At 49.9% G+C, this 25,929-nt stretch carries 22 protein-coding genes and 1 pseudogene; 13 read left to right on the forward strand and 10 right to left on the reverse strand.

The annotated features are described in order from the left end of the window. The first annotated feature begins 37 nt into the window (after window positions 1-37). The 7 genes from JJD41_RS07650 (at window position 38) to JJD41_RS07680 (ending at window position 5,869) form a co-directional block, all read left to right on the forward strand. Window positions 38-1,468 (forward strand): Ni/Fe hydrogenase subunit alpha, encoded by a 1,431-nt coding sequence (locus tag JJD41_RS07650; protein ID WP_200665409.1) that lies wholly within the window; start codon window positions 38-40, stop codon window positions 1,466-1,468. A 210-nt stretch (window positions 1,469-1,678) separates the two neighbouring features. Further along, entirely contained in the window at window positions 1,679-2,587 is a 909-nt protein-coding gene (locus JJD41_RS07655) for an alpha/beta hydrolase (RefSeq protein WP_200665410.1), read from the forward strand. Between the two features lie 98 nt (window positions 2,588-2,685). Then, window positions 2,686-2,943 (forward strand): hypothetical protein, encoded by a 258-nt coding sequence (locus JJD41_RS07660; protein ID WP_234488542.1) that lies wholly within the window; start codon window positions 2,686-2,688, stop codon window positions 2,941-2,943. Window positions 2,944-3,076: 133 nt separating this feature from the next. Beyond that, window positions 3,077-3,346, forward strand: coding sequence for a (2Fe-2S) ferredoxin domain-containing protein (locus JJD41_RS07665; protein WP_200665412.1), 270 nt, complete (start codon window positions 3,077-3,079; stop codon window positions 3,344-3,346). 12 nt (window positions 3,347-3,358) lie between these two features. After that, entirely contained in the window at window positions 3,359-3,865 is a 507-nt protein-coding gene (locus tag JJD41_RS07670) for a PAS domain-containing protein (RefSeq protein WP_200665413.1), read from the forward strand. A gap of 57 nt (window positions 3,866-3,922) precedes the next feature. Continuing rightward, on the forward strand, window positions 3,923-5,083 hold the full coding sequence (locus JJD41_RS07675; RefSeq protein ID WP_168569502.1) for a SpoIIE family protein phosphatase: 1,161 nt from the start codon (window positions 3,923-3,925) through the stop codon (window positions 5,081-5,083). A 513-nt stretch (window positions 5,084-5,596) separates the two neighbouring features. Beyond that, entirely contained in the window at window positions 5,597-5,869 is a 273-nt protein-coding gene (locus JJD41_RS07680; RefSeq protein ID WP_200665414.1) for a thylakoid-associated protein, read from the forward strand. 115 nt (window positions 5,870-5,984) lie between these two features. Here JJD41_RS07680 and phaC read toward each other — a convergent pair whose 3' ends face one another. The 6 genes and pseudogenes from phaC to JJD41_RS24690 form a co-directional block, all read right to left on the reverse strand. Next, window positions 5,985-7,082 (reverse strand): class III poly(R)-hydroxyalkanoic acid synthase subunit PhaC, encoded by a 1,098-nt coding sequence (phaC, locus tag JJD41_RS07685; RefSeq protein WP_168569505.1) that lies wholly within the window; start codon window positions 7,080-7,082, stop codon window positions 5,985-5,987. A 136-nt stretch (window positions 7,083-7,218) separates the two neighbouring features. Further along, on the reverse strand, window positions 7,219-8,223 hold the full coding sequence (gene phaE / locus JJD41_RS07690; RefSeq protein WP_200665415.1) for a class III poly(R)-hydroxyalkanoic acid synthase subunit PhaE: 1,005 nt from the start codon (window positions 8,221-8,223) through the stop codon (window positions 7,219-7,221). 48 nt (window positions 8,224-8,271) lie between these two features. After that, window positions 8,272-8,994 (reverse strand): acetoacetyl-CoA reductase PhaB, encoded by a 723-nt coding sequence (phaB, locus tag JJD41_RS07695; protein WP_200665416.1) that lies wholly within the window; start codon window positions 8,992-8,994, stop codon window positions 8,272-8,274. Window positions 8,995-9,067: 73 nt separating this feature from the next. Next, window positions 9,068-10,258: an acetyl-CoA acetyltransferase PhaA gene (gene phaA, locus JJD41_RS07700; RefSeq protein WP_200665417.1), complete on the reverse strand. Its 1,191-nt coding sequence runs from the start codon at window positions 10,256-10,258 to the stop codon at window positions 9,068-9,070. 704 nt (window positions 10,259-10,962) lie between these two features. Then, window positions 10,963-12,051: an RNA-guided endonuclease InsQ/TnpB family protein gene (locus tag JJD41_RS07705; protein WP_200665418.1), complete on the reverse strand. Its 1,089-nt coding sequence runs from the start codon at window positions 12,049-12,051 to the stop codon at window positions 10,963-10,965. Continuing rightward, a pseudogene (locus JJD41_RS24690) lies at window positions 12,042-12,249 on the reverse strand (recombinase family protein); the annotation flags it as partial. The pseudogene JJD41_RS24690 and the gene JJD41_RS07705, both read right to left, overlap by 10 nt. Before the next feature lie 776 nt (window positions 12,250-13,025). Here JJD41_RS24690 and JJD41_RS07710 point away from each other — a divergent pair. The 4 genes from JJD41_RS07710 to JJD41_RS07725 all read left to right on the forward strand — a co-directional run bounded on the left by JJD41_RS07710 (window position 13,026) and on the right by JJD41_RS07725 (window position 17,956). Beyond that, window positions 13,026-13,502, forward strand: a complete 477-nt coding sequence (locus JJD41_RS07710; protein WP_234488543.1) for a hydrogenase maturation protease — start codon at window positions 13,026-13,028, stop codon at window positions 13,500-13,502. Then, window positions 13,484-13,831 carry a hydrogenase maturation nickel metallochaperone HypA gene (gene hypA, locus JJD41_RS07715; RefSeq protein ID WP_200665419.1) on the forward strand — a complete coding sequence of 116 codons (348 nt, stop codon included), beginning with the start codon at window positions 13,484-13,486 and terminating at the stop codon, window positions 13,829-13,831. The genes JJD41_RS07710 and hypA overlap by 19 nt, the downstream gene beginning before the upstream one ends. A 189-nt stretch (window positions 13,832-14,020) precedes the next feature. Continuing rightward, entirely contained in the window at window positions 14,021-14,869 is an 849-nt protein-coding gene (gene hypB, locus JJD41_RS07720) for a hydrogenase nickel incorporation protein HypB (protein WP_200665420.1), read from the forward strand. A 345-nt stretch (window positions 14,870-15,214) separates the two neighbouring features. After that, window positions 15,215-17,956: a bifunctional acetate--CoA ligase family protein/GNAT family N-acetyltransferase gene (locus JJD41_RS07725; RefSeq protein WP_200665421.1), complete on the forward strand. Its 2,742-nt coding sequence runs from the start codon at window positions 15,215-15,217 to the stop codon at window positions 17,954-17,956. Window positions 17,957-18,024: 68 nt separating this feature from the next. Here the strand turns inward: JJD41_RS07725 and JJD41_RS07730 are convergent, their stop codons facing one another. The 3 genes from JJD41_RS07730 to JJD41_RS07740 form a co-directional block, all read right to left on the reverse strand. Further along, window positions 18,025-18,846 carry an SGNH/GDSL hydrolase family protein gene (locus JJD41_RS07730; protein ID WP_200665422.1) on the reverse strand — a complete coding sequence of 274 codons (822 nt, stop codon included), beginning with the start codon at window positions 18,844-18,846 and terminating at the stop codon, window positions 18,025-18,027. A gap of 202 nt (window positions 18,847-19,048) precedes the next feature. Further along, window positions 19,049-20,746 (reverse strand): glycosyl hydrolase family 28-related protein, encoded by a 1,698-nt coding sequence (locus JJD41_RS07735; protein WP_200665423.1) that lies wholly within the window; start codon window positions 20,744-20,746, stop codon window positions 19,049-19,051. Between the two features lie 224 nt (window positions 20,747-20,970). Next, entirely contained in the window at window positions 20,971-21,369 is a 399-nt protein-coding gene (locus JJD41_RS07740) for a PadR family transcriptional regulator (RefSeq protein WP_168569515.1), read from the reverse strand. 1,378 nt (window positions 21,370-22,747) lie between these two features. Here JJD41_RS07740 and JJD41_RS07750 point away from each other — a divergent pair. Then, window positions 22,748-23,347, forward strand: coding sequence for a DUF3611 family protein (locus JJD41_RS07750; RefSeq protein WP_200665425.1), 600 nt, complete (start codon window positions 22,748-22,750; stop codon window positions 23,345-23,347). Window positions 23,348-23,409: 62 nt separating this feature from the next. Here JJD41_RS07750 and JJD41_RS07755 read toward each other — a convergent pair whose 3' ends face one another. Then, window positions 23,410-24,534: a THUMP domain-containing class I SAM-dependent RNA methyltransferase gene (locus tag JJD41_RS07755; RefSeq protein WP_200665426.1), complete on the reverse strand. Its 1,125-nt coding sequence runs from the start codon at window positions 24,532-24,534 to the stop codon at window positions 23,410-23,412. A 144-nt stretch (window positions 24,535-24,678) separates the two neighbouring features. Between JJD41_RS07755 and purT the strand changes: the two genes are divergently transcribed. Next, on the forward strand, window positions 24,679-25,845 hold the full coding sequence (purT, locus tag JJD41_RS07760; RefSeq protein ID WP_459543059.1) for a formate-dependent phosphoribosylglycinamide formyltransferase: 1,167 nt from the start codon (window positions 24,679-24,681) through the stop codon (window positions 25,843-25,845). Window positions 25,846-25,929 lie beyond the last annotated feature (84 nt).

Here is a 25,929-nt window from a genome sequence, read left to right on the forward strand (position 1 = left end):
CGTCATTATTTACAGAATTTACAGAGGATTGCTCGATATGTCTAAAACAGTTGTCATCGATCCGGTCACGCGCATCGAAGGACACGCGAAAATCTCCATCTACCTCGACGACGCCGGAGAAGTTGAAGACGCCCGTTTCCACGTGGTCGAATTTCGCGGCTTCGAGAAATTCTGCGAAGGACGTCCCATGTGGGAAATGGCCGGGATTACCGCCCGCATTTGCGGGATCTGCCCGGTGTCTCACTTACTGGCCTCGGCGAAAACTGGAGATAAAATCCAAGCGGTGACCATTCCCCCCGCCGGGGAAAAACTGCGCCGGATGATGAATTTGGGACAAATTACCCAATCTCACGCCCTCTCTTTCTTCCACTTGAGCAGTCCGGACTTTCTCCTCGGTTGGGATAGCGACCCCGCCACCCGCAACGTCTTCGGCTTGATGGCTGCGGATCCGGATTTAGCCCGCAGTGGCATCCGCCTGCGCCAATTCGGCCAAAAAGTCATCGAACTGCTCGGCGCCAAGAAAATTCACCCGGCGTGGGCCGTTCCCGGTGGGGTGCGATCGCCCCTGAGTGAAGAGGGACGCGCCTGGATCCGCAATCGCCTCCCGGAATCTCGCCAAACCCTCAACACCGCCTTAGACCTGTTTAAATCCCTCCTGGATCAATTAGACACGGAAGTTAAAACCTTCGGCGAATTTCCCTCCCTGTTCATGGGATTGGTCGCCAAAGATGGCACCTGGGAACATTACGGCGGTCATATCCGCTTTAAAGATAGCCAAGGCAACATCGTCGCCGACGGACTGAGTGAAGACAACTATCGCGACTACCTCGGCGAAGCGGTCGAACCCTGGTCTTATCTTAAATTCCCCTATTACAAACCGATGGGTTATCCCGACGGCATTTATCGGGTCGGTCCACTGGCGCGCTTGAATATCTGCGATCGCATGGGGACCGAAGCGGCGGATCGCGAATTGCAAGAATTCCGCGATCGCGCCGGAGGGGTGGCGACCTCTTCGTTCTTCTACCACTACGCCCGCCTGGTGGAAATTTTAGCCGCCCTCGAACGCATCGAACGCTTGGTGGAAGACCCGGATATCGTCTCCAAACGCACCCGCGCCAGTGCGGGGGTTAACAGTCTCGAAGGGATCGGCGTCAGCGAAGCCCCTCGAGGAACCCTATTCCACCACTATCAGGTGGACGAAAACGGTTTGATTAAGAAGGTCAACCTGATTATTGCCACGGGTCAAAATAACTTGGCGATGAATAAAACGGTCGCCCAAATTGCCAAGCATTACATCCACGGTAACGAAATTCCCGAAGGCTTGCTCAACCGCGTCGAAGCCGGAATCCGCGCCTTCGACCCCTGTTTGAGCTGTTCGACCCACGCCGCCGGACAAATGCCGATCCACCTGCAGTTAGTGGCCCGCGACGGCGCGATCGTCGATGAGGTCTGGCGCGATCCCGTGTAAGGGAAAAAAGTTGGCAAAGGTTGACAAAGACTAGGTAAAAGGGAGCAGCAAAGAGGGAATAGGGAGTCGGGAGTAGGTAAGAAGTAAGAGTCACAAGCTTGTCGATTCTCGACTCCCAACTCCCCACTCCCTAAATTTCCGCGATCGCACGTTTGTTCCCGAGAATCTCCAAAACCTACAATTTAAGGGACGAGCATTGCGAGATTCGATATGGTTCAATTTGAAAAAGGCGGACAAATCGCATGGTTTCACGATGAAGGTCACGCCGCAGGCTTTTTTCACACTTACGATCGCCTCCAGGTCGGAGGGGATGGCGACGCCCCCCGCAAGATCCATGTATTTCTCCCTCGGGAATACGAAACCGTTGTCGATGAATATCCCGTCATTTATATGAACGATGGCGATACGGCCTTTTTCCGGGGTGGGGCGATCGGTCAGTCTTGGTGGACCGGGGAAACCCTCGGCGAACTCTATAAGCGCAATGCGATCGCCCGCGTCATTGTCGTCGCCATCTACGCCCTCAACCGCGATCGCGAATATACCCACGAACCCGCCGTCCCGCGCTGGATCCGACAGGTAGACTGTTGCGGCGTCGAAGAATATACCCAATATCTTGCCGATTCTCTCAAACCCTTTATCGATCGCAGCTATAGGACGATCCCCGATCCGCGCCAAACGACGATTATGGGATCGTCTCACGGCGGTTTGGCTGCGTTTTACAGCGCCTGTCGCCGTCCCGATGCTTTTGGCAATGCGGCGGCCCTTTCCCCGTCGTTTTGGGTCGGACTCGACACGGGAACCGATACCTTTTTACCCTTGCATAAATCGAGTTTACTCGAACTGACGGCACCGACATTGCGCGATCGCGACCGCCGCCCTCGCTTGTGGCTGGATTGGGGATTGCGCAAAGACGAAGGCTTTCACAATTGGTTTATCGAGAACAACACCGTCAAACGCGGGCGCGAAATGGCCGAATTATTGCGCGAACAGTTCGGTTACGTCCTCGGTCGCGATTTGTGGACTTACGAAGATCCCGACGGGGAACATTCGGAGGAATCGTGGGCCCGTCGTCTGCCGTTAGTTCTGCAAACCCTTTACGGCAATAGCGATCGCCCGTAACCTTTTTCTCCTTGGAAAACGTCTCTTTATTGATAGCATTTTACCAACGATTTAGTCAGTTATTCTAACACTTTCATATTTTTTTGACAACCCCTCGTTTGTCATCGATCGACGCCACGATCGCCACCTTGAGTGTTAGAATAACAGCAGTAGCATCCGAGCTTAACTCTCAAACGATCGCTCGATCGTTGAGGTTATCCGGCGATCGCGTGCAGATTTTATCGAGTTTGTCTGTAGCCCTCGCTTCCCCCGATCGAAAAATATTTCCTCTCTACATTCCCGGGGCGCGGTTCCTACTATTTCCCTGGCGATCGACGCCTTTAGAAATCGCGATCGAGCGAGCTTATTTAGATTAAACTCCCTCTCGAACAGCCCTAAAATTTACCCACCGATCCCCTCTTTTTCATTGCTGTTGGTTCGCGTTCCTCCCTCGGGAACCTTCCCCAGTTTCACGGTTTAGATCGCGTCCCTTCCACCGAGAACGAGACCATGAAAGACAAAGAAAATCTATATTTATGTATGGGTTCCGCCTGCCACCAAATGGGTGTTTATGAAGTTTTACCCAAATTGCAAGCCTTGATCGCCCAATACGAATTAGACAATCGAATCGAACTGAAAGGTTCCTTTTGTCTGGAAACCTGTAGTGAAGGAATTGTCATGAAATTCAAAGATAAAATTTTCATTAAAATCAATGCAGACAATATCGAAGCAAAATTCAAAGATGAAATTTTGCCCAACATTCAACAAGCGATTGACTAGAGGACGCGATCGATGAACGTCAACGATAAAAATTTGTGGGAAATTCTGTGGCAGTACGACCCTAATGCTTTAGTCGTAGTGGATACGGAGTTTAAAATAGCAGTGGTCAATCCGGCTTTTTGCAAAATGTTTGCAGTAGAAACACCGGAGGCAATCGGACGAGAGGCGATCGAAATTTTAGGCGATATTCAAGACTTCAAAACCGTTTGGAAAACCCAAGACGTGATTCGCGGTAAAGAACGAGAATACAGCGATCGCGGTTTGTACGTCAAGCAAGTCATTTTCCCGATTCAAGACCGGGAATTAATCGCCTGCATCATGGTCGATATCACCGAAGAACTGCAACGCAAAAAAGAAATGATTCGTTTCAAAACCGAAACCGTCGCCAAAGTGAACGAAGTGGTCGATAATCAGATGAAAGTCGCCCAAGAAATTGCCGGACTCCTCGGCGAAACCACCGCCGAAACGAAGGTCAGCTTGTTAAAAATCATCAAAATGATCGAACAGGAAAATGTTTGACCTGCGTTCCGGTTTTTAAAACGATCGCACCCCATAGAAACATCTTTAATCAAAAAAATGGATAACTTTTTTGATATCGCCCAATTCAGTTTAAACAAAAAAGGAGAAGAACTCTGCGGCGATCGCATTCAATATCGGAAAACCGCAGAGAAAACAACGATCGTCCTTTCCGACGGATTGGGGAGTGGCGTTAAAGCAAACATTCTCGCCAGTTTGACAACCGAAATTTTAATTAACATGCTGAACGCCGACGTTCCGTTAGAAGAAGTCATCAAAACCGTCATCGGAACCTTACCGATCTGTCAAGTCAGAAAAATTGCTTACGCTACCTTCACGATTATTCAAATCGAGCATAACACTGATAATTTTAAAGTCATTAACTTTGACAATCCCCCAGTTTTTTACTTCAAAAAAGGCAAATTAATTCAACTCGAAAGTAAAACCGAGAAAATCTTAGATAAAAAGATCGCGATCGCCGAAGGAACCGTCGAACGCGGTGACTTTCTCGGGGCGATTAGCGACGGCGTCCTCTACGCCGGATTGGGGGTCGCTCTCAATTTTGGGTGGGGATGGGATAACATCGCTAAATACCTACAAAACTTATTTTTCAACCAAACCCATACGGCGCGCAATATCGTGCAGAAAGTTATTGGCGAAACCAACCGTCTCTATGGTGGAAAAATTGGCGACGATGCGAGTTTTGTAGGCTTGTACGTCCGCCAACGCAATCCCTTGATTATTTTTACCGGACCGCCCTTAGAGAAAAGTAAAGATCGCGACTACGTCGAGCAGTTTCTGAACTTTGAAGGTCGCAAAGTGGTCTGTGGGGGAACCACGGGAAACATCGTGGCTAAATATTTGGGAGAAACGGTAGAAATGGATATTTCGACGATGAGAAAAGATCTGCCGCCCATCGGTAAATTAACTCCACTAAATTTAGTGACGGAAGGAATTTTAACGATTTCGACCGCATCGCAAATTTTAAAGAAATGTCAGTGCGATCTCGATCGCCTTCCCGGGGACAATAATGGGGCGGTGATGTTAGCCCGCGAAATTTTGGAAGCAGACTCGATCTTCTTTTTAGTCGGGCAGAAAATCAATGAATTTTATCAAAATCCCTTACTTCCTAAAAATATTTCGATTCGTAAGAACTTAATTGAAGAGTTAGTACAGTATTTACGCGAAAAGCAGAAAGAAGTGAGTATTGAATACTGTTAACAGGCGATCGCCCCTTCCCCCTTCCTAGATTTTCGCCACCCCGGCGCCTGTGGAGGAGCGAAACAAAAGTCATCGGTCATTTTCCCTGTTTTGCCGATCTGAAGGGCTTTTGGCTAGTCCCACTCGCCGATAAGGGTCGCGGCAAAATCGCGATCGCCGCCGTGGACGCGACCCGCTTAAACGCGATCGGTGTCCATTAAATTTTGATTAAATTTTAATATCTTTTCTTAAACAAAATGAAAGAAAATGAACGTCAATCAACGAGCGATCGATCTAAAATTTTAGATGGCCTCTCAGGTCGCGAACTCGACGGCGATAGCCCGACAATTTTTTTATTTTTTGTTAATTTTTCAGATTGGAAAAATGAGATTTATTTATATGAACTTTTGTATCTCGCCTCAATCTCCATAAGTATTTCTGCTATAGTAAAGGGGAAAATTTGAAAGGGGTTTACAGTTAACGGAAACGAACCGCCTTTCACGATCGAAAGTAACACCTATCACGCCATAAACAATGGATACGACTAAATATTTTGAAGAGTACCAAAACCAGTTGCGCGACTGGCAAAAAAAATTCTTTGACGCCTGGATGGAGTCCCTGCCGACGGGAACCGATGGCTTCAAATTACCGGAAAACATGGATCGCACGATCGAAACTCAGGAACAACTCGTCAACAACTACCTGAAAGCTCAAGAAACTGCTACCAAAATCGCCCTAGAATCCCAAAAACAGTTTTGGGATGGGTATTTCAAATTAATGCGTAAAGTTCCGACGTTTTCCGAATAAAAACCCGGTGAGTCCTCCGAGCAACATAGATGATATGAACCTATCGAAATCAACCCTCAACGCGATCGCCGTTGAGGGTTTCCTTTTGAATGACGAGTTAAATGGGTTGGCTCGACTATTCGCTACGAGCGGTTAACCAATCCACAATCGTAGGGGGTAAATCCCGTTGGACCTTCCCACTGACATACATGCCGATATGTCCCACGGGGAAAGAATGAACGGTATAATCGTCCGTGCCGACATACTTTTCGAGCGCCAAAGACGACTCCGGCGGAACTAAATGATCCTTCTCGGCATATAGGTTCAAAATCGGCATTTTTAGGTTATTTAAGTTCACCTTGCCCTCGCCGATCTCGATCTCCCCTTTAATCAGTTTGTTTTGCTGGTAGAACTCTTTAAGAAACTGTCGGTAAGCTTCTCCCGCTTGGTCCGGACTGTCGAAAATCCACTTCTCCATCCGCAAGAAGTTGAGAACCTTATCTTCGCTGCCCGCAATTTCGGGGAAATCGAGGTATTTTTGAATCCCGAGTTGCCGGGGTTTGAGCATTAAAAACTCTAAATTGAGAAAATCCCCCGGGATGTTGCCCAACGCTTCCACCATCAAATCGATATCGAGCGCCTCGGAGCCCAGGCTACATCCTCCCCGCATGTTGAGCAAGGCTTTGGGCATGTAAAAGTCAACCGGAGCGACCATCACGATCAGATTTTTGACTTTCTCCGGATACAGGGAACTGTAACAGAGACTGAAAGTGCCTCCCTGACAGATCCCCAACAGGTTAATTTTGTCCAACTCGTGTTTCTGGCGAATGGCATCGACGCAGTTATTGATATAACCGTTAATATAATCGTCGAGGGTCAACCAGCGATCGGCACGGGTGGGATAGCCCCAGTCGATCAAATAAACATCCAAGCCTAACTTGAGTAAATTGGCGACTAAAGAACGATTTTCCTGCAAATCGACCATAAAAGGGCGATTGACTAGAGCGTAGACAATCAGGACTGGGATACCCAGGGGTTTTTCGACCGCAGGCTGAAAGCGGTACAAGACGACCTTGTCTTCTTTGTAGACCACTTCTTTTGGCGTCACGCCAATTTCGATATCTTCTTCGCGCAAGCTACTTAAGTTTTCGATGCCTTTGAGCAATTTTTTCGTGAGTTCGGCATACTCGTGGGTGGCATCTTCCAAGCGCATTTGCGTCAAAAATGGCAGCATAACTCTCGCTACTCCGTGCAGTAATGGCCAACATGGTTTCGGGATACCGCGCTGAGGGAAGGGTGGATGAGGAGCTTTGGGGCGATCGCGCGGTTGGGCGGGGGGCGATCGCACAAAGCTCCCCCTCCGAGTGCGGCTAGGGTTCGGGTTGCTCCCGACTTTCAGATTTCGCCAAGGCTTTTTTGAGCTGCTTGACTTCCTTGCGCAGTTCGTAGATGCTCTTGTGGATTTCATCGACTTCACTGCGCAGTGGCACGTTCATCGTTTTTAAAGACAGTTCCATCAGCTCTTGCTGTTGGATGCGGTAGGTATTGAGGGCGTTGAGGAATTTGCCGCGAATTTTGAGATTGTCCTCGCGACAGAAGGCTTCTTCAAACACGCCATCGGAAACCTGACTCCACAGAAGTTGAAACTGCCGCCAGTCTTCGACCTTTTCGCCTTTTTCGGCTAAAGACACCAATTCCTGCATTAAGACTTCAAAGGAGCGCACTTGGATGTCTGCCAGGACAAACTGGTAGTTGATACTCGCTTTATACAGTTCGGTCCACGCATCGAAACCGGAGACGAGTTTGCCGTTAAATTCGCGGGTCGGGCCGAGAACGGGGCTCTTCATCAAGCTGCCGAAGCTTTCCTCGTAGAGGAGATTCCAGTAGAGGTTGTTGAGTTCGATCGAGGCGGAGGGGTTCCCCGTGACCGCTTTACCCATCGTATTGAGGGATAAGCCCAACGGATCGAACCAAAGTTGGCTGAACTTTTGCATCTCGCGGATGTAAAGCTGCCACAATTCGGCGACATCTTTGTTGGCGTTGAGGCTGCCCTCGGTAAAACTGGCCAACTGGTCGCGCATTTGTTCGGCATACTGGTTTAAGGTTTTCTGCCAGTTGCCCCCGGATTCGACTTGGGGAAAAATATCTTTCCAGGCATCGACGGAGAGTTTGAGAAAACGCACGTACACGTCCTGATTTTCTGCCACTCTCTCGGTGAATTTGTTCAAGTCTGCTTTGGAGTCGGACAGGGGTTGTCCGGAAGGGATCGAACCGACTAACTCGAACCAACTTTGCCACATCTTCGTCCCGGTCTCGGACCAGGTGTTGACGAACTCGGTGGCCACGTCACTCCAATGAGTTTTTTCTTTATCCATCTTAATTGCCTCAATTCTGTTTGGCGCATTGCGAATTACGAATCGAGTCTAGGTATGATGGGCTCCGTTGACGCGCAGGACTTCTCCAGAAACGTAGCTGCTGGCGACTGGAGAGAGGAGGTAGGCCACGGCCCAGGCGATATCTTCCGGTTCGCCGAAGCGACGGAAGGGGATTTCGGCGGTGATTTTGTCTTTGACTTTGTCGGGGAGAAATTTGGTCATTTCGGTGTTGATGAAGCCGGGGGCGATCGCGTTGGCCCGAACGCCATAACGGGCGGCTTCGCGGGCGAGGGATTTGATTAAACCGATAACGGCGGCTTTGGTGGCGGCGTAGTTGGTTTGTCCGGCGTTGCCGCGATCGCCCGAAATCGAACTGATGCCGACGATCGCCCCGGCGCCGCGATCGTACATCCCTTGAACGAATGGTTTGATCGTATGGTTGACCCCTTTGAGGTTGACGTTAATCACCGCATCCCAGTCGGCGTCAGTCAGTTTATTGAAGAAGTTATCGCGAGTAATCCCCGCATTGGCGACCACCCCGTAAACCGGGCCTAATTTCTCTTCAATTTCTTGAGCGGCGGCTTCCATCGACCCTAAATCGGTCACGTCCGCTTTGACAGCTAAAGCGCCACTGTCGGAATCGTCAATTTCGATATCCGTATAAGCGACTTTGGCGCCTAACTCGGTTAACAAGGTGACGATCGCTTTCCCGATGCCGCGATTGCCACCCGTGACCACAATGACTTTATCTTCTAATCCTAGAGAGACCATAGTTGTTACTGTCCTTAAATTTCTGGATCGAACCGGGGGCATCGCGTCGCGACGCTCCCGGTCGGTTGTCGGGCTACACTCGTTCTAAGGCGATCGCCGTTCCTCCCCCGGTACCGTGGCACAAGGCGGCCAGTCCTCGGCTGCGATCCCGTTCTTGCAAGGCATTGAGCAAAGTGACGACAACCCGCGCCCCAGACGCCCCGATCGGGTGTCCGAGGGCGATCGCCCCACCGTGAACGTTGAGTCGATCGTGAGACACGCCGAGCATCTTGTTAAACAGCAAGTTACTCACGGCAAACGCCTCGTTATTCTCAAACAAGTCGAAATCGGAAACCTCCATCTCCAGTTTCGCCAGCAGCTTCTTGCTCGCGTGGATGGGAACTTCCGGGAAGCGCCAACTCTCCCCTCCCGCAAAACTGCCCCCCAACACTTTCGCCAGGGGCTTGAGTCCGTGGCGTTTCACCGCCGCCGCACTGGCGACCACCAACGCCGCCGCCCCATCGCTGATCTGACTGCAATTGCCCGCCGTCAAGACTCCATCGGATTTAAACGCCGGACGCAATTTACTCAAACTCTCGACGGTCGTCCCGGCGCGAATGCCTTCGTCGGTATCGATCTGCTGGGTTTCCTTTTTGACCCGTACCGCGATCGGCACAATTTCCTTTTTGAAAATGCCGCTTTCGGTCGCTTCGGCAGCCCGTTGTTGGGAATAGGCGGCCACTTCGTCTAAGGCTTGGCGGCTAAAACCGTGCTCGGCAGCGAGTCGCTCGGTTTGCTCGCCCATCCCCTCACCTGTGGTCGAATCCGTGAGACCGTCGTGGATGAGTAAATCCGTGAGCGGTTCTGGCGCGCCCAACAGGGTTTTATAGCCCCAGCGCGCTCGCGCCGAGAGGAAAAAGCCCGCTTGAGACATCGATTCCATGCCCCCCGCCAGAACTAAATCTGCTTCTCCAGCACGGATCGCCGTCACGGCGTTGGTCAGGGCGATCATCCCCGAGGAGCAAACCATATCGACTGCATACCCGTCCACTGTTGGGGGAATGCCCGCTTTTAACGCCGCCTGACGGGGTAATAACTGTCCGTGTCCTCCTCGCAAGACATTCCCTAAAATATAAAGATCGAGGGCATCTCCGGAAATTCCAGCTCGCTCTAGGGCGGCGGCGATCGCGTGAGCTCCGAGTTCGACGGGAGATAGAGCGGATAGAACGCCTCCAAAACGACCGAGGGGGGTTCGTACTGCCGAAACAATATAGGCTTCCTGCATAAATAATCCTGATTGAAAAACGATACAAACTTAGAACAATACGAAGTTGGCAACGAGGAAAAATAAGAGGGGATCTGCGAACAAAGACCCTCTTCGGGAAACGAACTCATCGGAGATCGAGGCCACTATCGAAATACAAATCCTCGATCCAGTGTATGAGTTCAGCGATCGCAGCTCGACTGGAAAAAACATCGTTTTCGTTTCCCGTCATCGCCCACTTCCAGCAGCAAAATTCGCCGCCTTTTCCCTTAGAAAAATTGAGTAAAATTGGCTTCATTCGCTCTAGCTCTATCCCAGTCTGATGGGATGCACTGACTATCTGAACCGGGTGGAAGTCCCTGACGACTTTTTCCTGTATTTTTCCCCTTGACTCTTAACGAGACTTGCACTAGCTACATATTTATGATTTTTCTTGTTTTTCTACGTCCAGACACTCGGTAGGTCGTAGATCTTCAGGCAGGTTACCCGCCTGTAATACAATAAAGAAATCTCCTTGTTAGGGTTTACCGAGGAATCGCTCGTGAAGCGGTTAGTTGCGAACTCACCCATACAGCTTTCTTTTTATCCGGGATATGGCTTTGACATTTCTGCTGCTCCGTTACATAAGACTTACCCAAAGTCACCCACAAGTGGACATCTTTGGAACCTATTTCCTGCTTCATCCTGGTAGTGTCGGCACTCACCAGTCCACAGGCTAACACCACCTAACTGGCGGCGATCTCCAAATTAATGGAGGCATTGAAATCCCGCTCAATTTCCAGACCACAGTTTTCACACCGGAAAACTCTTTCTGACAAGGGCATTGAGTCTTTTTTGGCGTGACATCTAGAGCAGGTCTTGGTTGAGGGAGTCCATCGGTCAACCACAATTAAGGTGGCTCCATACAACTGGCATTTGTACTCCAACTGCCGTCTGAACTCATAGAAGCCCATATCGGCGATCGCTTTAGCCAACTTGTGGTTGGCCAACATACCAGAGACATTTAAATCCTCAATCCCTATTCGGCTGTGGTTTTTGGCTAAATAGGTCGTGAGCTTATGTAATGTGTCTTTACGGATGTTGGCTATTTTTCGGTGCAAGCGGGCTATCTTGATTTGGGCTTTTTTCCAATTAGCCGAACCATACTCTTTATGACGATTCAGCCATTGCAATCGCGAGAGTTTTTTCTCATATTGGCGATAACTCTTAGCCCCTTCAAATCCCTCGCCAGTTGATAGGGTGGCTAGGGTTTTAACCCCAAGGTCAACGCCAACAACAGCATGGGTTTTAGGCTCATTGGTTGGCTCGACTTCAATTTTCCAGCTAATAAACCATCTGTCGGCTTTACGACTAATTGTGAAGGACTTCGGTTGATATTCTGTAGGCAAGCGCTCGAATGTTTTAAGCCAACCCATCACAGGAACTTTAACTCGAAAATGGTCAACTGAGAGCGAACCATCAACAGTGAAACTGTCAGCACGTCCTTTTTTCTTAAACCTTGGTGGTTTCTTGACTTTCTTGAATGCTTGTTTCCAAGCGTCGGACAAATGCCTGAGAGCGTATTGAGGAGCGCATTTACTAACTTCGTAGTACCAGGGACATTCGGGCTTGACCATGGTCACCAGCCACTTATGCAGGTCAATCGCTGTGGGAAACTTAATTTTATCCTCTGGATTATCCCGGTTGTGGTCTAGTATTTGTTTGGTTAAGTTTAGTCCCCAGTTCCAAGCATGACGGGCGACTCCTGCGTGTTTGGCTAATCCTGTTCGCTCGGAATTGTTTAATTTCAGTTCAGTTTTAAAACCTAAGAGCATACATCCTCCACCGCTTTGGCCATGCTATCAATAAGCTTCTTGTTCTTATGGGAACGAGAACCATAAAGACATGCAGAGAACACGGTAATTAGTTCAAGCATGTCTGTTACCAACTCTTGCTCGAAACTCACCCGGGAGGGGGGATTTGTGGATAATTACCACTTCAGTTTCAAACTCTTCACACATAGCGAATACAATTCCATATCATTCTCCCGATCTAGACTACCCCACAATTACTACCCAATCCAGCAATAATGTCCAGAGGTATCCAATTATTTAGTTACAGCTTCTTCCCCCGATTGACGACTTAGGTAGCTTCCCCTCCTCAGACTGGAGTGGGAAGAGGAAGTCGCCGAGGGGAAAGACCGCCATTGCACCCTCAGATCCGATCGCCGGGATAAGGCTTGAGTCTCTTCCTTCCGACTTCACTGGGATAATTGTCCCTCCGTTTGCTCTTTAAGAGGGGTGTTCTTTATCTTTTTTTTAGAGATACCGTTTCTGAAAAGATGACGCAATCCCTGGAAAGATCTTCATATCTTTCCGCCTTCTGTCCCCAGCTCGGATTCGGCAGATTGTTTATATACAGGAAATCTTGAAATGCGGACAAAACCCAGTGCTGATGGAGAAATCGAACCCTTTCAACTCCTCTACTACAAAAATCTAAATTTTTTACGCTCCTTAACAAAAAATTTAAAATTAATGGAGGCGATCGCCCCCGGTCAACCCCTATCGCAGCCTGGGGGGAATACCCCTGTAAGGAAAGTTTCAAAAATGAGAACAATAAATTTTAAGTCTAAAAATCTTATAAAAATGTAAAATAATCACCCTAAAAAGATGGAGAGTTTGATAAATTGAAACTGAAATCGACCATAACTTTCAAATAGGTAGACGACCTAGAAACAGGTCGATCTTAAAAATGTGAAAATTCGATCGCTCCGTTCTCAAGTTTCCGTTCTCAAGTTAAAGTATCCCCCATGCAAATTTCGATCGTCGGTTACGGTAATACTTTGCGCGGTGATGACGGCGTAGGACAAAAAATCGCACAAATCATCGAATCGTGGAACTTGCCCGACGTGCGATCGCTGGCTCTACACCAATTAACCCCCGAACTCGCCGAAGAATTAGCCCGGGTAGACTTAGCTGTGTTTGTCGATGCCTATCCGGCACAAAACGACACGGATCGTGTCAAGGTCGCGGCGATCGCCCCCGGGAGCAATCGAGCCGACTCCGCGAGTTTAGGGCATACCGGGGATCCGCGTTGGATCTTGGGACTCGCCCAAACCCTTTACGGATCCTGTCCCGAAGCCTGGTGGATTCTCGTCCCGGGATGGGACTTCAACTTTGGCGATCGCCTCTGTGAGAACTGCGATCGCGCCGCCACCGAAGCCATCCACATCATCGAAACCCTGCTCCGAGATCGGGAGGACAACTCATGCACGAAGTCAGTTTGATGGAACAAACCCTCCACATTGCCATCGAAAACGCCCGCCAACACGGATCGAATAAAATCGATCGCCTCAAAATGCGTCTCGGTGAAATGTCAGGAGTCGTTCCCGAAGCCCTCCAATTCGCCTTCGACGCCCTCAAACAAGGGACGATCGCCGCCGAAGCCATTCTCGAGATCGAAACCGTTCCCGTTATTTGCTACTGTCACCGTTGTCAAACATCATTTCATCCCGCCCATCTCTTTTACGAATGTCCCGATTGTGGGGAACTCAGTCGCGACCCGCAATCGGGACGGGAAATCGAGCTAACCTCCTTGGAACTGTCGGAGCAATAATCAAAACCTAATGAAAATTTAACCCAATCTCGCGTCTAGACCTTTTAAGATCGAGGAAGCTAGGCGATCGCTGGTTTCTATGCAATCCGTTGCAATATTGCAGCGATAACTGCTCTCATCTTTCATTCAATTGACGACACCATCGATCGCTTTTTAACGGCTTTCCATTTCCATTCAAGGGGATTAATTATGTGTAACAACTGCGGATGCAATGTCGTGGGCGACGTCAAAATTCACGCCCACCCCCACGAACACGCCCACCCTCACGAACACGTTCACCCCCACGAACACGCCCACCCTCACGAACACGTTCACCCCCACGATCGCACCCACTCTCACCCTTCCTCCCCACAGGAAGGGCGAACTGTAGAAATCGCCCGATCGATCCTCGATCGCAACGATCGCCTCGCCCAGCGCAATCGGGAGCATTTCTCCGAAAAAGGTCTGCTCGTCCTCAACGTAATGTCCTCCCCCGGTTCCGGTAAAACCGCGTTCCTCCAACGCACGATCGCCGATCTCGCCGATCGCCTGTCCGTGGGAGCGATCGTCGGCGATCTCGAAACCGACAACGACGCCCGACGCCTGGGACAAAACGGCGCGCCCGTCATTCAAATTACCACCGGAACCGTCTGTCACCTCGAAGCCAAAATGGTGTTTGACGCCGCCCAAAAACTCGATCTCGACGCCCTCGATCTCCTGGCGATCGAAAACGTCGGAAACCTCGTTTGTCCGACCGCCTACGACCTCGGCGAAGACCTGCGCGTCATCCTCTTATCGGTGACCGAGGGTGAAGACAAACCCCTCAAATATCCCTCGGCATTCAAAGCGGCCCACGTGGCGATCGTCAATAAAATTGACATTGCCGAAGCGGTAGGGTTCGATCGCGAAATTGCTTTAAACAATATTCGTAAAATTGCCCCCCAAGCCACCATTTTTGAAACCTCAGCCCGCACGGGAACCGGAATGGAAGCTTGGTACGAATATCTGGACAAATTTTACCAGCAAAAAACTCAGGATCTCAAGCAGGTAACCGTGTAAAAGATAAACGATCGCCTTTGGTAAACTTATCCCGTCAATTTCCAACTCACCCTTCTCTTTGTAGCGGAGCCATACCTCAGAGAGAAATCAAAAACAAAGGCGATCTAAAGCTTCGATCCGAGTCAAGAGAAAACTATTATTTTCAATCTCGACAACGCGATCGATGGGCATCAGTATGACGCTTTTAAAGGCCAAAAAATAAGCCAAATTTCCCCTTTTCGACCCGAACGACCCTCTAGTTTTTCTAGTAGGGCACTCCGAGGAAGGGGGAACGCGATCGCGCTCTTTGCCCGAGCGACAATCCGAGCCTCAGCTCAATGGTTTTATACCGAGGAAGAAGCAATTATGATTAAGACGCTACAATTTACGACCGATCCGGCCTATGACATTTTAAGGTCGGAACGAGAATCGCTCAGGACGATCTTTGCCCCGCAAAGCGTCGCCTTAATCGGCGCGACTGAAAAAGAAGGAAGCGTCGGTCGGATCCTCTTGTGGAACCTGATCCGTCATCCTTTTGGGGGCATCATCTACCCGATCAACCCCAAACGTCACAGCGTTCTCGGCATTCCAGCCCATCCCAATATCGCCGCCGTTCCCGAAACCGTCGATCTGGCGATCGTCGCCACTCCCGCGCGCACCGTTCCCGGCATCATCAAAGAATGTGTGGAGGCGGGGGTTAAAAGTGCGATTATTGTTTCTGCCGGATTTAAAGAAATTGGCAAAGAAGGCGTCGAACTCGAACGGCAAATTATGGCAACGGCCCAAGGCAAAATGCGGATTATCGGGCCGAACTGCCTCGGCGTGATGAGTCCGAATAGCGGCCTCAATGCCACCTTTGCCAGTACGATGGCGCGACCGGGAAACGTCGGCTTTATCAGTCAAAGCGGCGCCTTTTGTACCGCCGTCCTCGACTGGAGTTTTTCGGAAAACGTCGGTTTTAGCGCCTTCGTTTCCGTCGGCTCGATGATCGATGTCGATTGGGGCGACCTGATTTATTATCTCGGCGACGACCCGCGCACGGAAAGTATCGTCATCTATATGGAATCGGTCGGCAACGCGCGATCGTTCCTGTCGGCGGCGCGCGAAGTCGCCCTGACCAAACCGATCGTCGTCATTAAAGCGGGAGAAAGTGAAGAAGCCGCCCAAGCCTGCGCCTCTCATACGGGATCGCTTACCGGGAGCGACGAAGTGCTAGACGCGGCCTTCCGGCGTTGCGGGGTCTTACGGGTCAAGCATATTTCCGAACTGTTCGACATGGCGGAAATGCTGGCGAAACAGCCCCGACTGCCTAAAGAACCGCACCTGTGCATTATCACGAACGCCGGGGGACCGGGAGTCTTAGCCACGGATGCCTTAATCGCGACCGGAGGCGAACTGGCGCATCTGTCCCAAGAAACCACGGACAAACTCAATGCCTTTCTGCCGAAGCACTGGAGTCACGGCAACCCGATCGATATTTTAGGAGATGCCAATCCCGAACGCTACAGTAAAACCTTGCAACTGGCGATCGACGATCCCAATAGCGAGGGCTTGTTGGTCATTTTAACCCCGCAAGCGATGACCAATCCGACCCAAACCGCAGAAGAGTTAAAACATTACGGCAACAACACCAACAAAACGCTGTTAGCCAGTTGGATGGGAGGTCCGGAAATTGCTACTGGGGAAGCGATCCTCAACCGTGCCAATATCCCCACCTACCGCTATCCCGACGCGGCAGCACGGGTGTTTAACTTAATGTGGCGCTACAGTTACAACTTGCGCGGTATCTACGAAACGCCGACCCTCACCTTTGATTGGGAAGATGGAAAACCCGATCGCGACGTGGCGCGCAAGATTATTAATAGTGTTCGCGAATCGGGACGGACGATGCTCTCGGAAATGGAATCGAAGCAAATTCTCGCCGCTTACGGTATTCCCATCGTTCAGACCTGCATCGCCGAAAGTGAAGACCACGCCGTCGCCTGCGCCGATTCTATCGGCTATCCCGTCGTCGTCAAACTCCTGTCGAAAACGATTACCCACAAAACCGATGTTGGCGGGGTTCAGTTGAATCTCACCGATGCGGAAGCGGTGCGCTGGGCTTACCGTCATATTTTCGAGTCGGTTCGCGACAAAGTAGGCGAGGAACATTTTCTCGGGGTCACGGTCCAACCGATGATCGACCTCAATGGGGGTTACGAGTTAATTATTGGCAGTAGCATCGACCCTCAGTTCGGTCCGACGATTTTGTTTGGATCGGGGGGACAGTTGGTGGAGGTGTTTAAGGATCGCTCGATCGCCTTACCGCCGCTCAATTCTACCCTTAGCCGTCGGTTGATGGAACAAACTTTGATTTACAAAGCCCTCAAAGGGGTGCGAGGACGTAAAGCGGTCGATCTCGAAGCCCTAGAGCAGATCTTGGTGCGTTTCAGCCTGTTGGCGATCGAACAACCCTGGATTAAGGAAATGGATATCAATCCCTTACTCGCTTCGAGCGATCGCCTCCTGGCGTTAGACGCCCGCGTCGTGCTCCATCCTCCGGAAACTCCCGAAGATCGACTGCCGAAAACGGCGATCCGTCCTTATCCGCAGGAATACGTCAGTTCTTGGATGATGGGAGGCTCTACTAACATTACCGTGCGCCCGATTCGTCCGGAAGACGAACCTGCAGTGGTTCAGTTTCATAAAACCTTGTCCGAACAAAGCGTGTACCTGCGCTATTTCAGCATTATGAAACTGAGTCGGCGCATCGCTCACGAACGGCTCACTCGCATCTGTTTTATCGATTACGATCGCGAAATCGCCCTGGTCGCCGACTACAAAAACCCGGAAACCCAAAAACGCGAAATCATCGCCCTCGCCCGGTTGACGAAACTGCACGGGCTTCCCGAAGCGGAATTTGCCATGCTCGTCAGCGATCCTTACCAGCGTCGGGGACTCGGAACCGAACTGCTCCAACGTTTGATTCAATGGGGTCGCGAGGAAAAATTGCAGCGTATCAACGCCGAAATTCTCTCGGAAAACCGAGCCATGCAACGGGTTTGCGAAAAAGTTGGCTTCACGCTCAAACGCGCTCCGGATCTGGTTAAAGCCTATATCGAATTGTAGATTTCGTGGGCGAGGTTTGGGGATGCTTTGGCCTTTCCAAACCTGCTGGAAAATTTCCTCTCTCTTGCTCAAAAATCTCGGCGATCGACTCGATGAGGTGTTGATTTTGACTGGGTTGTTTCCTGACCCGAACGGTCTAAATTAAGGGTATCGAGCAGTTGCAATAACTCGCGATTGAGTCGGGCGTATCCGCGATCGTTGACGTGTAATTCATCTTTACGATAGTCGGCAAAGATCAACCCGCGATCGTCGGCAAAAACGGTAAAGGTATCGAAAACAACCACGTTTTCCCCCGCTAATGTTTTAATGTAGCGGTTGACTTCGATCGCAGCTTTCTCGATCTCGTCGGACCAAAAGGGTTGGCGTTGCAGGGGAACCGGACCGACGGGGAAAATGGTCGTCACGATCGCCACGGCTCCTAACTCCCGGGAAGCGTCCACCAAAGCTTTAAGATGCTCCCGCAAATTGGCGACGATCGACTCGCGGCGATCGGGAAATAAGGCGATCGTTTTGAGGTCGTTAATTCCGACTTGAATAATGACGATCTCCGGTTCGAGCGATCGCACGTGTTGCTCGAATCGTCCGAGGGTTTGAATCGAGGTTTGCGACCCAATGCCACGATTGATAAATTGGTAGCGATTGTTGTCGGGAGCGACCCAATCGGCGGCTCGGGAATCTCCGAAAAAGACGACTCGAATTTTTTCGGAATTTTCAGTTTTTTGGCGATCGTCTCGATATCGATCGAGACCATAAGGATCTAATCGGGTTTGATTGAGTTCTAAATAATATTTGCTGGCTCGATTGTAAAGGAGAATATTGAGACCGATCGATGCGGCTAAGAGGAGGGAGAGAAGGGCGATCGCACCGAGCCAGAATTTATTCAATGCCATGTGATTCTCTGGGTTATTCCCAACCATAAAACACTGTCGATTCGGGAGAAATTTATCCCATCAAATCCCCTCGTGACCTGTCATTGGCGTTTGAGTGGGGTATCGACCAATCCCTTTATAACCAACCCAATCGCGAACAGCAATAGATTCGCGGTGATTCAGGATCGCCCCATGCTTTTGGATCGCTCTGGAGATCGGGGCTTCAATCCCGGCAAGGTTTAACGGTAAAGCCGGAATTATCCCTAATTTCGACATGACAGGAGGCTTCGATTTCGGCGCGATCGCCCCCGCGATTGTTGGCGATCGTATTATTACTGCCTCCCGCACTGGCTTGCACGAAAATATTGCCGTTGATGCGATTATTTTCAACGCGCACGTCGTGCATTTGGTGCGGGGCATTATTCGTATCTGCGTTGACGTAAATTAACGCAGTGTTGGTGACATTAGAAAGTAATTCATTACCGGAAACAACGACATTTTTAATGTCGGGGACTTTATAAAATCCAATATAAGAATTTCCCCGATTGTTGGCAATTTTTGCGCCGTTTACTTGGCTGCCGCCACAGCATTCTTGAATGAGGATTCCTTCGCCATCTACACTTAAATAGTCGGAATCCATAATCCGATGTCGGTAAACTTGGTAATCGTTTCCTTCCACGGTCACCTCCCATCCAGACCAATCGATCGCCCGATTTTCTAAAGTGACCGCTCCCGTAGGTTGTTTGAGTCCGGTGGGATGAGTCCACCATTGTTTGTTTGGGCGATCGCGAATAATATTATTGCTAATTTTCAATTCTTTTCCCGAGGCGTGAATGGCGACGCGCATGGTGTGGTAAACCCAGTTATCGCGAATTTCAATGCCTTCGCGAAACAGTCCCGGTTCGCTGTTGGGATCGGCATTGAGTTGGAAGCCGCCGGGTTTGGAGCGATTGACGGCAATTCCATAATGATTGGCATAGTCGAAGGGAACGCGATCGCCTTCGGAATAGGTAATAATTTCGTCGCCTTTGGCAGATTTGAGACGGTAGCCCGGTTGTTCGTAAGTATCGGTAATGGCATCGTTGAGCCGATTGTTCGCGATTAAAACATTTTCAAAGGCGTTAATTTTAATATTGGTGGCAAACCGATCGCTGTAGCGCATCCAGGGGGCTTGAAAGGATAAATCCGGGACGTTGGGATCCGGACGCGCGACGTTATTGCTGCGAACACCAAAAATGACGATATTTTTATTTTGAGCGCGACTGACATCGGTTCCGAGCAAAATGGCGGCTCGATTGATATCTAAATGGACTAAACCGAGATTGGAATCGCGATCGCCGTTTTCGGTCGTAATTGTTTTAAAAGCGGTTTCGTTCGGGGTTCCGTTCCCGGAAAGTTGCGGTTTGTATTCGGGAAAAACTAATTTTGATGGTGGCGCGTAGCGATCGGATCCGGCGTCGGTTGTCCCTGGGGTCGCCCCGCGCAAAACAACCCCATCTTTCAACTCTAAATTGTCAGAAAACTCGTAAATTCCCGGGGGAAAATAGACGACGCCGCCCCCCCGACGGGCGGCGGCATCCCGGGCTGCATTGAAGCGGGCGATCGCACTATTGCCCTCGAAATCTTGCACGTTATAAACGCAGTTCCAGGGAATTTGTGCCGTCCAGGGATACGCCCGTTCGCCGTAGGCGCCCGCGATGGGATTGTCCGTCGGTCCGCCACTGGGGGTAGCACAATTGGAAACGGGAACGACGGCGGTCGAAGGCGATTTGACCGGGGACGGGCGATCGCTGGCGGGTTGAATCGCCAACGTGGTAAAAATATACACTGCCGCGATCGTGCTGAGGAAAAAACCGAATAACGATAGCACCTGTAACGGTTTTCTCCACTGCCGCAACCAGGCTTTAAATCGGGCGTTCATGGTAGAGGAAGGAAAGACTCGACCTCTATTGTACGATCGCCGATCCGAGCGCCGACCGAACCCCTCCGGCAACCCAGAGGCTCCCTAACTCTTGAAAATCCCGACAATCCCGACAATCCTAAACATACTGATGTAGAGACGCACCACGGCACGCCTCTACAAGAGCCTCCACATCCGAGTAGATGGGGTTTTATCGAGGGAGAATACAAGGGATCGGCGCCCCCTCAACCCATTCCGTGATTGGTTCGCAATGTGGTGGCTTTCGTATTCGAGGAAAGGGGGTGCTGACCGTTGACATACTGCTGCCACAATTTGGCTAAATCTCTAGCTTTGGCTTGCCAATCTGGGTTAACTTGGTACATTCGCCTCGGTCTTCCCCGCCCTTCTACCTTTTTCCAGTATCCCCTGATGGTATTTTCCGTTTCGAGGAATTTGAGCGCGCTATAGAGAACGGTATCGGAAAGCCGATAGTTGGAATAGTCGCGCTCCAACCGTTGAATTAGTTCGGTTCCGTAAGAATCTTCCTCTAATAAGACCCACAAGACATAACAAACGGTTAGTTCCTTGTTCAAGTAAATGGGTGGGGGATTTTGAAAAAACTGATAGATATCTTCAAATTTCATCTGATTTACCCGCTAAATACCCCATCAAATCCCGATCGCGATCGGCGTGGTCGTGGTCGTAACCGAATGATTTCGGTCGGTCGAAACTCCATCATTGGGAATGGCTCTTTGGGAATTCGTCCTCAATTGATTGCTAGAATGACGCGAATTTTTTTCCATTTTGGCCTTGGCAGAATAAAAGGTGAACCGTGCTGAATCAAAGACTGAAGTGCTGGCAAAATCAAGACTGTTCCCCACCGATTCCTGCTCGTCAGCAGGAGGTTAGCCGTTTTCCCCGACGGTCAAAGGAGCATGGCGATCGGGCCGAACGCGATCGCGTTCTGACCCTAGCTAAAACTCAAAAAAATACACGGGAGAATCGTCTCCATCGAGACGATGTTTAAATTTAATCGGCTTGGGGTCATCATTCGCATGAAATTACTGCGATTCAGCTTTGCCGATGCACCCCCCTCAACCGGACTGACTGGCGAAAAAGAACCGATTCAAAGACTCGGTGTCAGCCCACTGATAGAAAACCCTAATCTAAGTAGATCGCGGCGATCGAAATCGTTCATTGAAGATCCCTCGGACAGGCAATTCCAACTTCTAAGTCGCTTCAATGAAACTAAGAATCGATACTCAAGCATACCGTTTTAAGGCTTAAAAATACAATTGAGCTTTACCGGAATCCCCATCAAAACTCAACGCATTGGTTGACCCAGACATCGAACACAATTGAAAGGGCGGGCATTGCTGCCACAGACAAGACCTTTTCGGCTGGCTAAAATCGCCGTTGCCAACGTCGGCAGCTCGGTTGGTTTGGCACAATCATTCACGTGGATCCCTCTCAATTGATGATGGGAGCTTCATTACTCACACCCATACTGTCCATAAAAAACAGTGGCTGTGGGGTAAATGTGTTCTTGGGACGGCGATCGCCGTAGCAAAAGCACGAAGCCTTTGCCGAGAAACGATACCCGATCCTCTTGTCCGATCCCTGAGATGGCAATCAGAACGAAGAATGACAAGAGAACGGGAGGCACACCCCGAGATGGTCAGCTCCTTACCCCTAGTACCAGAAGTGCAAGGCAATATCAGGATGGAAGCCATTCTTGGGTCTTTCTAACCCGATACCAATCAACGGGCGATCGCCGCGAAACTCCCCGTGTCAACCGAGCGAATCCCTAGTAGATGCTTCTCGGAAAAGCGACGGTACAATACGGTTAAAGGTTCTCAATTGTCCGAGGTTTGAGATAAGCGATCTCCTCCAGCTCGTAACGAAAACCTGACGATCGCATGGCGATCGCGACCTCCCCTTCGAGGCGATCGAGGACAGTTATCGTCTAGCATAGAAACAGTGCGATTTGGCGCACGCCTTGCCCTTAAGTCCACCGAGCATATGCCCGATAACTCCGACCTCCCCGCACTGCCACCCACCGTTCGACGAGTCATTCCGGCCCTGCGTCGTGTCGGCTGGATTAGCTTTTGGGTGCAACTCGTTCTAGCTGTCGTCGCCGGACTGATTTTCTTATTTTCGATTCCCCTCGCCATTCCCCGGGACAGTCCAACCACCGTGACGCGCAATCCCGGCGCCGGACCGGGAACCTTTTTCGCCGTGTTGGGATTAGTCGCCCTCGGAATTAGCATTTATTGGGCCTTCCGCTATACCCGCCTCGCCAAACAACTCGAAGCGACCAATCCCAACTTACGCCCCAAAAAAGCCGATACGGTCAAACTGATCCGACGGGGTTTGATGGTTAATTTAGTCGGTATGCTCTTAGCTCTCTTAGGCGCCGAAGCTATTAACGGCACCCTATTAGCTAAATCCCTCAGTTCTCAAGGGATTGTCTTCTCGGACCCGTCCGCTCTCAGCCGCTTCATCCAACCCCTAGATATCTTTTTGGTCTTGGGTAATACTCATACGATCGTCGCCCATTTCGCCGGATTGACAACGGCTTTATGGTTACTCAATTGGATCGACCGTCAAACGCAAGCTTAATCCCAAACTAGCAAATCTGTGGCGCGGGCATCGAGCCCGCGACGACCCAAGGATCTCAACGGTTAATACAATTCATATTTAAGCAGGGTACAAGGTAAAGAACCGTTGTAAAACGGAATCCGGCGCGAGGTTCTCAGACCGATGCGCTTGGTCAGCTCTTTATTTCCGGATAAAATATACGCCGTCCATCCCGTAAAACGCTGCTTTAAAATATCTCCAATTAATTGATAAAAATCTCCTAACTCTTCTGCGTTACCGAGGCGTTCGCCGTAAGGAGGGTTGCAAATCAGCAACCCGCGATCGCCCGGCGCTTCAATTTGGGCAAACTCTTGTTGTCGAAACTCGATTTGATGTCCCAAACCGCAATTCAAAGCGTTGACTCGGGCTTCGGCGAGTACGGAACCATCGCCGTCGGTGCCATAAATAGGGGCAGGTAATTCGCTGTTTTCCGCAGCTTCTGCTTCAGTTAACAACTGTTGCCACAATTCGTCATCGAAATCGGGGAAGTTCATCAAGGTAAAGCGATCGCGAAATAACCCCGGAGCGATCTTTTTAGCTTTTAAAGCTGCTTCGATGGGCAACGTTCCCGACCCGCATAAAGGATCGAAAAAAGGCAAGTCTGGCGAATATTCCGCCATCTCTAAAATCGCCGCAGCCAGGCTTTCTTTTAATGGAGCTTTTCCCATGGCCGGATGATAGCCGCGACGGTGTAAACTGTTTCCCGTGGTATCTAAACTGAGAACGGCCCGATCGCGGTTGACGTGAAGGTTGACGAGTAAATCGGGATTTTCGGTATCGACATTCGATCGCGAGCCGAAGTGGTCCCGTTGGCGATCGACGATCGCGTTTTTCACTTGCAAGGCGGTAAAGTGGGTGTGGTTGAGTTGTCGATTTTTTCCCGTCGCCTTCACGGCTAAAGTTTGCTCGGGAGTTAAATATTTTTCCCACTCGATTTGAGCGATTTCTCGGTAAAGCATCCGTGCATCTTTACAGCGAAAATCGGCGATCGGCATCAGTACGCGAAAAATGGTTCTCGCCCATAAATTAACGCGATATAATAGAGCGCGATCGCCCGTAAAACGAACCCCTGTAAATTCGGGATTGACTGATTTTGCTCCTAACTTTTCTAACTCGGTCGCGGCGATCGTTTCTAACCCTCGGGCAACTGTTGCAAAATATTCTGGCATTTTAGATTTTAGAGTCTGGATTTTAGTAGATTGATAAGTCCAGCAACCTGCATCGTTGTAAGGATATTTTAAACGACTTTTACCTGGAAATTTCAAAAATGACTATTTCGGTTTACAATAAGTCAGTCCTTTAGCAATAAAAACATGATGAAAATTCCTCAAACAATCATGTTACTCGGTTCCGGGGAACTCGGCAAAGAATTTATAATTGCCGCCCAACGTTTGGGAAATAGAACGATCGCCGTCGATCGCTACCCCGATGCTCCCGCGATGCAAGTTGCCGATGAATCGGAAGTGATTTCTATGCTCGATGGCGACGCTTTAGAGGCGATCGTTCAGAAGCACCAACCGGATATTATCGTACCAGAAATTGAAGCGATTAGAACGGAAAAACTCGCCGAATTTGAACGCCGAGGAATCAAAGTCATTCCTACGGCAAAAGCCACGAACTATACCATGAATCGCGATCGCATTCGCGAACTGGCAGCGACCCAATTGGGGCTGAGAACCGCTCGATATGGCTATGCAACGACCTTAGAAGAAACGATCGCCGTCTGCCGAAAGATTGGCTTTCCAAATGTGATTAAACCCGTGATGTCTTCTTCTGGAAAAGGCCAATCGATCGTCACCGATCCCACGGAGATCGAACGAGCTTGGGATGAGGCGATCGCCGGATCGAGAGGCGATACTCAAAAAGTAATTATCGAAGAATTCATTAACTTTGAAATTGAAATTACTTTACTCACCATTAAACAGTGGGAAGGGCCGACATTGTTCTGCGATCCGATCGGTCACCGCCAAGAACGCGGCGACTATCAAGAATCTTGGCAACCTGCTGCACTTTCTAAAAGTCAAATCGAACAAGCTCAAATGATTGCGACTAAACTGACCGACGCTTTAGGCGGGGCGGGGATTTTTGGAGTCGAGTTTTTTGTAACTTCCGACGAAGTCATTTTCTCCGAACTTTCGCCGCGACCTCACGATACGGGAATGGTAACCTTAATCTCGCAAAACTTGAATGAATTCGAGTTACATTTAAGAGCGATTCTCGATTTACCCATTCCCAAGATCGAACAGTTCGGTCCGTCGGCGAGTGCCGTCATTTTAGCGCGGGAACATTCCAATTCTATTATCTTTGACGGAGTGGATGACGCTTTAGTGGATACCGATGTCGATCTACGCTTATTTGGCAAACCGGATTCTCGTCCCTACCGTCGTATGGGAGTTGCTTTAGCGAAAGGCGATAGTATTCAAGAAGCCCGCTTAAAAGCAACAAAAGCGGCCAATTTGGTTAAAATTGTCAGACATTGAAATAAATTCAAACGTTTCGATCGGGGGACGATCGCTATCAACTTTTGTCAACAATCTGTTGCTAACAATATTAAATTTAAAGGA

This window comes from Oxynema mangrovii CENA135, assembly GCF_016632315.1.
Taxonomy (GTDB): Bacteria; Cyanobacteriota; Cyanobacteriia; order Cyanobacteriales; family Laspinemataceae; genus Oxynema; species Oxynema aestuarii.

Coding starts and splice junctions, on each gene's coding strand:
- JJD41_RS07650 (WP_200665409.1), top strand. CDS start 38: ATGTCTAAAACAGTTGTCATCGATCCGGTCACGCGCATCGAAGGACAC.
- JJD41_RS07655 (WP_200665410.1), top strand. CDS start 1,679: ATGGTTCAATTTGAAAAAGGCGGACAAATCGCATGGTTTCACGATGAA.
- JJD41_RS07665 (WP_200665412.1), top strand. CDS start 3,077: ATGAAAGACAAAGAAAATCTATATTTATGTATGGGTTCCGCCTGCCAC.
- JJD41_RS07670 (WP_200665413.1), top strand. CDS start 3,359: ATGAACGTCAACGATAAAAATTTGTGGGAAATTCTGTGGCAGTACGAC.
- JJD41_RS07675 (WP_168569502.1), top strand. CDS start 3,923: ATGGATAACTTTTTTGATATCGCCCAATTCAGTTTAAACAAAAAAGGA.
- JJD41_RS07680 (WP_200665414.1), top strand. CDS start 5,597: ATGGATACGACTAAATATTTTGAAGAGTACCAAAACCAGTTGCGCGAC.
- phaC (WP_168569505.1), bottom strand. CDS start 7,082: ATGCTGCCATTTTTGACGCAAATGCGCTTGGAAGATGCCACCCACGAG.
- phaE (WP_200665415.1), bottom strand. CDS start 8,223: ATGGATAAAGAAAAAACTCATTGGAGTGACGTGGCCACCGAGTTCGTC.
- phaB (WP_200665416.1), bottom strand. CDS start 8,994: ATGGTCTCTCTAGGATTAGAAGATAAAGTCATTGTGGTCACGGGTGGC.
- phaA (WP_200665417.1), bottom strand. CDS start 10,258: ATGCAGGAAGCCTATATTGTTTCGGCAGTACGAACCCCCCTCGGTCGT.
- JJD41_RS07705 (WP_200665418.1), bottom strand. CDS start 12,051: ATGCTCTTAGGTTTTAAAACTGAACTGAAATTAAACAATTCCGAGCGA.
- JJD41_RS07710 (WP_234488543.1), top strand. CDS start 13,026: ATGCAAATTTCGATCGTCGGTTACGGTAATACTTTGCGCGGTGATGAC.
- hypA (WP_200665419.1), top strand. CDS start 13,484: ATGCACGAAGTCAGTTTGATGGAACAAACCCTCCACATTGCCATCGAA.
- hypB (WP_200665420.1), top strand. CDS start 14,021: ATGTGTAACAACTGCGGATGCAATGTCGTGGGCGACGTCAAAATTCAC.
- JJD41_RS07725 (WP_200665421.1), top strand. CDS start 15,215: ATGATTAAGACGCTACAATTTACGACCGATCCGGCCTATGACATTTTA.
- JJD41_RS07730 (WP_200665422.1), bottom strand. CDS start 18,846: ATGGCATTGAATAAATTCTGGCTCGGTGCGATCGCCCTTCTCTCCCTC.
- JJD41_RS07735 (WP_200665423.1), bottom strand. CDS start 20,746: ATGAACGCCCGATTTAAAGCCTGGTTGCGGCAGTGGAGAAAACCGTTA.
- JJD41_RS07740 (WP_168569515.1), bottom strand. CDS start 21,369: ATGAAATTTGAAGATATCTATCAGTTTTTTCAAAATCCCCCACCCATT.
- JJD41_RS07750 (WP_200665425.1), top strand. CDS start 22,748: ATGCCCGATAACTCCGACCTCCCCGCACTGCCACCCACCGTTCGACGA.
- JJD41_RS07755 (WP_200665426.1), bottom strand. CDS start 24,534: ATGCCAGAATATTTTGCAACAGTTGCCCGAGGGTTAGAAACGATCGCC.
- purT (WP_459543059.1), top strand. CDS start 24,679: ATGATGAAAATTCCTCAAACAATCATGTTACTCGGTTCCGGGGAACTC.